The organism is Neochlamydia sp. TUME1, assembly GCF_000813645.1.
Lineage (GTDB): Bacteria > Chlamydiota > Chlamydiia > Chlamydiales > Parachlamydiaceae > Neochlamydia.
Genome location: NZ_JRXI01000144.1, coordinates 1 through 5070 on the forward strand (window position 1 = coordinate 1; position 5070 = coordinate 5070).

General features: G+C 37.6%; 3 protein-coding genes and 1 tRNA gene. 2 read left to right on the forward strand and 2 right to left on the reverse strand.

Annotated elements, in window-relative coordinates; translation table 11 throughout:
* Nucleotides 1-780 precede the first annotated feature (780 nt).
* Nucleotides 781-853 (reverse strand) — tRNA-Phe (locus tag DB41_RS07285).
* Between the two features lie 65 nt (nt 854-918).
* Nucleotides 919-3015, reverse strand: coding sequence for a S41 family peptidase (locus DB41_RS07290; RefSeq protein WP_039385992.1), 2097 nt, complete (start codon nt 3013-3015; stop codon nt 919-921).
* 225 nt (nt 3016-3240) lie between these two features.
* On the opposite strand from DB41_RS07290, the gene DB41_RS07295 reads away from it, so the two are divergent.
* Nucleotides 3241-3969, forward strand: a complete 729-nt coding sequence (locus DB41_RS07295) for a ScpA family protein (RefSeq protein ID WP_039385993.1) — start codon at nt 3241-3243, stop codon at nt 3967-3969.
* Nucleotides 3970-3975: 6 nt separating this feature from the next.
* Nucleotides 3976-4704, forward strand: coding sequence for an SMC-Scp complex subunit ScpB (gene scpB / locus DB41_RS07300; protein ID WP_238578463.1), 729 nt, complete (start codon nt 3976-3978; stop codon nt 4702-4704).
* The last annotated feature ends 366 nt before the right edge of the window (nt 4705-5070 follow it).

Sequence of the window (5070 nt, forward strand, 5' to 3'; positions counted from 1 at the left end):
ATTAATTAAACATTATAAAGGTGAACGCCAGTTTTTTTAATAGATTTTCAATTTAAAAAAAAATCTATGAAAAAGACAGATGACCTAATCGAAAATCATGTCTTTTATACCTTAGGTCGCTTGGATTGCGTATTGGCTTAAGTGCAGATAGCTATTTTTGAGGATAGGCTAACAAAAAGAAAAAGAATCATGCAGCTACTCATTTCGGAAACATCTCTATTTAATTTATAGGGTTCGTATTGCCATTTCAAGAGGGCTACATCTTTGATGAACTTCAATTCTAAAGTCTCTATGGCTTCAGTCGGAGGAAGCTTATGCATTTGATAATGAAAATATTTAGAGAAAAAAGAGAAACACAGGTTTCCAGGAACATACTTTCTCTTATCAATCTTTTGCCAGGCAGAGCGGAAATTTTTAAATTAGATAGGGCTGCTCTAACGCCGGCAAAAATAACTTTTTCCGTAAAAAAAGTCTTCTGCTACCTGCTTCCATGGTTTGCTAACTAAAGCTGCCCTGCCTCAATCTTCTTTTGGCCACGAACTAAAGATAGCTACTTGTAGCTCATTAGGTAGATAATTAAAACTAGGATAGAAATCTACTCTTATCGCTTTTTTTCAAGGCTCTGCTTGTTCGATTATAAGTTGGGCAAGAAATCTAAACTATAGCTAGCTTTTTAAAGCCCGTCTAAATTTTTTAGAATTAAACTGCGATGCCTCTAAGCGAAGTCTAATAAGAATAGGACAAAAAAAAGCCGGATTAATAGGATTAATCCGGCTAAAGTGGCCAGAACTGGAATCGAACCAGCGACACAAGGATTTTCAGTCCTCTGCTCTACCGACTGAGCTATCTGGCCAGAGATAAGTAAGCAAGATAGACTATCATCCCTTTTTTATGCAATCCTTAATTTGCTGTAGCAGCTTAAAGAGGAGCAATATCGCCTTTAACCTCTTGATTCTGACGTTTTTTGCTATGCAAATAAATCATATCTTTGAGTACATTTATAGTCTCTTGCATCTGTAGATCTTCTTTGCCGTAATTGTTTGATTCCTTGCCAAGCTCATCTTCGTTAGGCGCTCCAAAAAGCGTTATCTCCTCTGTATTTCCTGCTTTCTTTTGCTTTAAAAACATTTGATAATTTTTATTGTTCTCGATGCGATAAGCACTATTTTTCTTTAAATAAGGCAGTATTTCTTGCCAGGTTGAGACCTTGGCTTGAAGAGTAGGTGTATAGTATTTCATATACCAAGACTTTACACTAGGCTCAATATCTTGAAGACTATCTTCAAAATCTGCCTTAATAAGATCGGGCTTCCACGGCTGCTCTAAATATTCCTCTCCAATAGGTTCATTATGATAAGGGCCAGGCACTACGATATCAGCTTTTACTCCCTCCAATTGAGGAGTTTTCCCTGAGACCGTGTAATATTTACCCACCGTCACCTTAAAAAAAGAAGTGGTTTCCCCCTCATTGCCCGTCACCGTTTGACTTTGAATAGTGCCCTTTCCATAAGTATGTTCGTCTCCAACAATTAAGCCTACCCCATAATCTTGCAAAGCTTGTGCCACAATTTCAGCAGCAGAAGCAGTAGCTTTTGAAGTCAAAATAATAAGAGGTCCCTGATAAGCAGTCCTAACATCTATGTCGCGATAAATACGCTTTTCTCCGTCAGAATATTTAGAAATTACAATGATACCGTTGGAAATAAATAGACCAGCTACCTTTACAGCTTGGCTAAGAAAGCCCCCACTATTTTCCCGTAAATCTAAAATTAGCCCTCGCAAATTACCTTTTCGATCTAACTCTTTTAAGGCTTTTTGCATATCACTGTCACTACCCGTTCCATCTTCACCCTGGTAAAAAGAGTGAAGGGTGATGATGCCAATGATCCCGTTGCCCACTTTTTCCTGTTTTACATCTATTCGCTCACCTTTAATAGGAATAGCCTCTTTTTTAAGAATGACCGTTTCCTGCTTTTCCCTCTGTTTTCCATTTTCTTCTTGGAAAGATCTACTGATGACCAGCTCTATAGAAGGCTCTTTTGAGGCTCTTATTATGTTCATCACCTCCGGCAACGTTTGGCCAGATGTGGTCTTACCGTTGATTTGCAGAAGATAATCATTAGCAAAAATTTTGCCGCTTTTAGAAGCCGCTCCCCCTTCGATTAGGGAAGAAATCATTACTCCTTGAGGGGTAGACTGTAAAACCACCCCTATCCCATCAAACTCTTTTTCAAGGCGTACTTTCATGTCATAAGCTTCTGCATCACTGTAGAAAGCCGTATGAGCGTCTAAAGAACTAGCTAATGCTTTTAAAATATGTAAAGCTAAAGCACTTTCTTTTTTACCTTCACTATACGCCTTACCCTCACTCGTTTGATAAAGATATCCCTCTTCAATATTTTTCAATGCCTGATCAAACATGATAAGGAGTTTGGATTTGTAATTAGATACCTGAGCTTTCCCATATCTTTTCTGCTCGGCCTGAATAAAACTTATCATCTGCTCTTTGATACGTCTTTTAAGCTGCTCAAAATTAGAAGCAAATAAACCATTTAAATTAGGCTCTAATCCATCTATATTTTTGTTGCTTGCACGTCGCTCATCTGCTGCTTTGAAAAGCTCTTCGGTATTTTTTATAAGATCTTGACGATATTGACGTGCCCGCAGGATAGATCTTTGAATGATCGCATTAAGCTTTTCAAAAGAAGAAAAATCTTCATTTTTGTAGGCGGTAATGTAGATTTCCATTTGCTCAGAAGATAATCCAAGGAAAGGCTCTACCTCCGTATGGGTTAGATAGGTACGATCAGGATCAAACTGATCGATATAATTTTTAAAAGCATTTTTTAAGATTTTCTCGTCAATCGTTTTCTGACCTAAATGCTCAGCAAAGATCTGGCGCATAATTTTGCTAATATCTTGCCTTTTAAGCTGCTCGGGTTCCTGGCCCAAAAGAAAAGAATTAACTAGAAAAATAAAGATGATAAATAAATTAAAACGATTAAGCAAGCGCATATCTTAGATCCTAATTTGCTAATAATGAAACACTTGTAAAAAAAACTCTTCACTTCTTTTCGGATTATAGAGAGCATCAGGTTTAACAACAACATTTTTTAAAAATTATAAAATTACTTTTCTCAACAATTTATTCTTATCTCGATAGCTGATTTTAATGGATTTTTTCTTAATGGTAAGATTTTTATATTTATAGAGAATTCTTGCTCTAGTAGACTTATTGATATGAAAAACTTATATAGTGAAGATGTATTTGCTCTAGATAACTTTGAAGGATCGCTGGATTTTTTGCTCCATCTTGTTCAGAAGCATGAGATTGATCCGGTTGAAATTTCTTTAAAAAAGATTACCGAGCAGTATATCCAAAAGCTAAAAGAATGGCAGTCCTCCTCTGTGGATTCAGGGGCTGAATTTATTGCTTCAGCATCCTTTCTTTTATGGCTTAAAAGCCGTATGCTTCTGCCTACGCATGAACAACCTCTCTCTTTGGGAGAGGAAGAGCATGATCCCCGTTTTGATATTATTCATCAATTACTTGACTATTGCCGCTTTAAGGAAGCAGCTAAAAATCTTACCCAACTGGAGATGTCTCAAAGTGCTCATTATTTACGTGAGCCAGAGCCCCTAGGAGAAAATAATAAGCCCTTGGGTATCGAGCATTTGACTTTAGAAGACTTAGCGGATCTCTTTAAGCAAGCTTTAGCTAAAGCACCGATCAAAACGGCAAAATTTATTCAAGAAGAAGAGTGGAAAGTTGCTGATAAAATTAAAGCTATTCGTCAATATTTAAAGGTCAATCATCAGCTTGAAATCGAACAACTTTTTTTAAATGCTACAAGCAAGCTAGAAATTATTGTTATCTTCCTAGCTGTACTGGAATTGATGAAAATTGGGGAGAGCTATTTAATCAAGGATGTTGCCTCTCAGAAAATACTATTATGCGTAAACTTATAAATTTTTATGGCTAAAGAAATTAACTTTTTCGAACAACAAATGGAAACGACGGCAGACGAATTAATTCCTCCGCTTCCTCCTTCTCCTCCAGAAAAGCTTACAGCACCTAAAGCCTTCTCTCCTAAAAAGCAATATGTCCAAGGCTCCCTCCCCGGCATTCCCGTTAATAATCAGGCTATAGAACAAAAAGCCACTGAAAAAACTTCAAGGACACGCCTTAAAAGAATCATAGAAGCCTTGCTTTTCGTCAGCCGTGAGCCGCTTAGCTTTAATAAAATCCGGGAAGTGCTGGATGCTGTTGAGCCTCTTAAACCCCGTCAAATTCAAGACTTATTGCAAGAGCTAGCGGAAGAATTTATCTTGCAACAGCGCGCCTTTAGATTAGAAGAAATTGCCCAAGGCTATATTTTACGTACCTGTAAAGAATATAGCCCTTACCTAGATTTACTTTTTCGTAATAAGCGCACGGAGAAGCTTTCACCCGCTGCTGCTGAAGTGTTAGCCATTATTGCTTATCGGCAACCTATCACCCGTCCTCAAATTGATGCTATCCGAGGCGTAGATAGCTCAGGTACACTTCAAAGTTTGTTGGAGAGGCAACTTGTCGAGTCTGTAGGCCGCTTAGAAGCGCCCGGCCGCCCTACTCTCTATGGGATCACTCCCTACTTCCTTAAGCATTTTGGACTGAGGGATTTAAAAGAGCTGCCTGGTTGGCAACCTCCTGTAGAAAGTTAAAATACAATTAAAATCCTCACTTCCCGAATAGCTCATACCTATGCATACCAAAATTACGATCCTGTATGGCGTTAATTATCAAAGTTTAATAGCATGATAATTGGCCTACTTCTTCGTAGCTCACTCTCTTCAAAATTAAATGAAGTTTGCTCTAGTTTTTCGATTGTAGAAAAATTGGGTCTCAGAATTTTAGCAATTTCTGCCCCTTATTGCTTCTATTACACTATCCCTTTTCCAAGCTAAGGGATCGCATAAAGCCTATTGACAGATCCTTTTGCAACTTAATTATATTGTTAACACCCGATGAAAGGCATATTTTGCATTGAGCAAGCTATTTTGCTTTTTATTTTTCAAGAAAAAATAGGT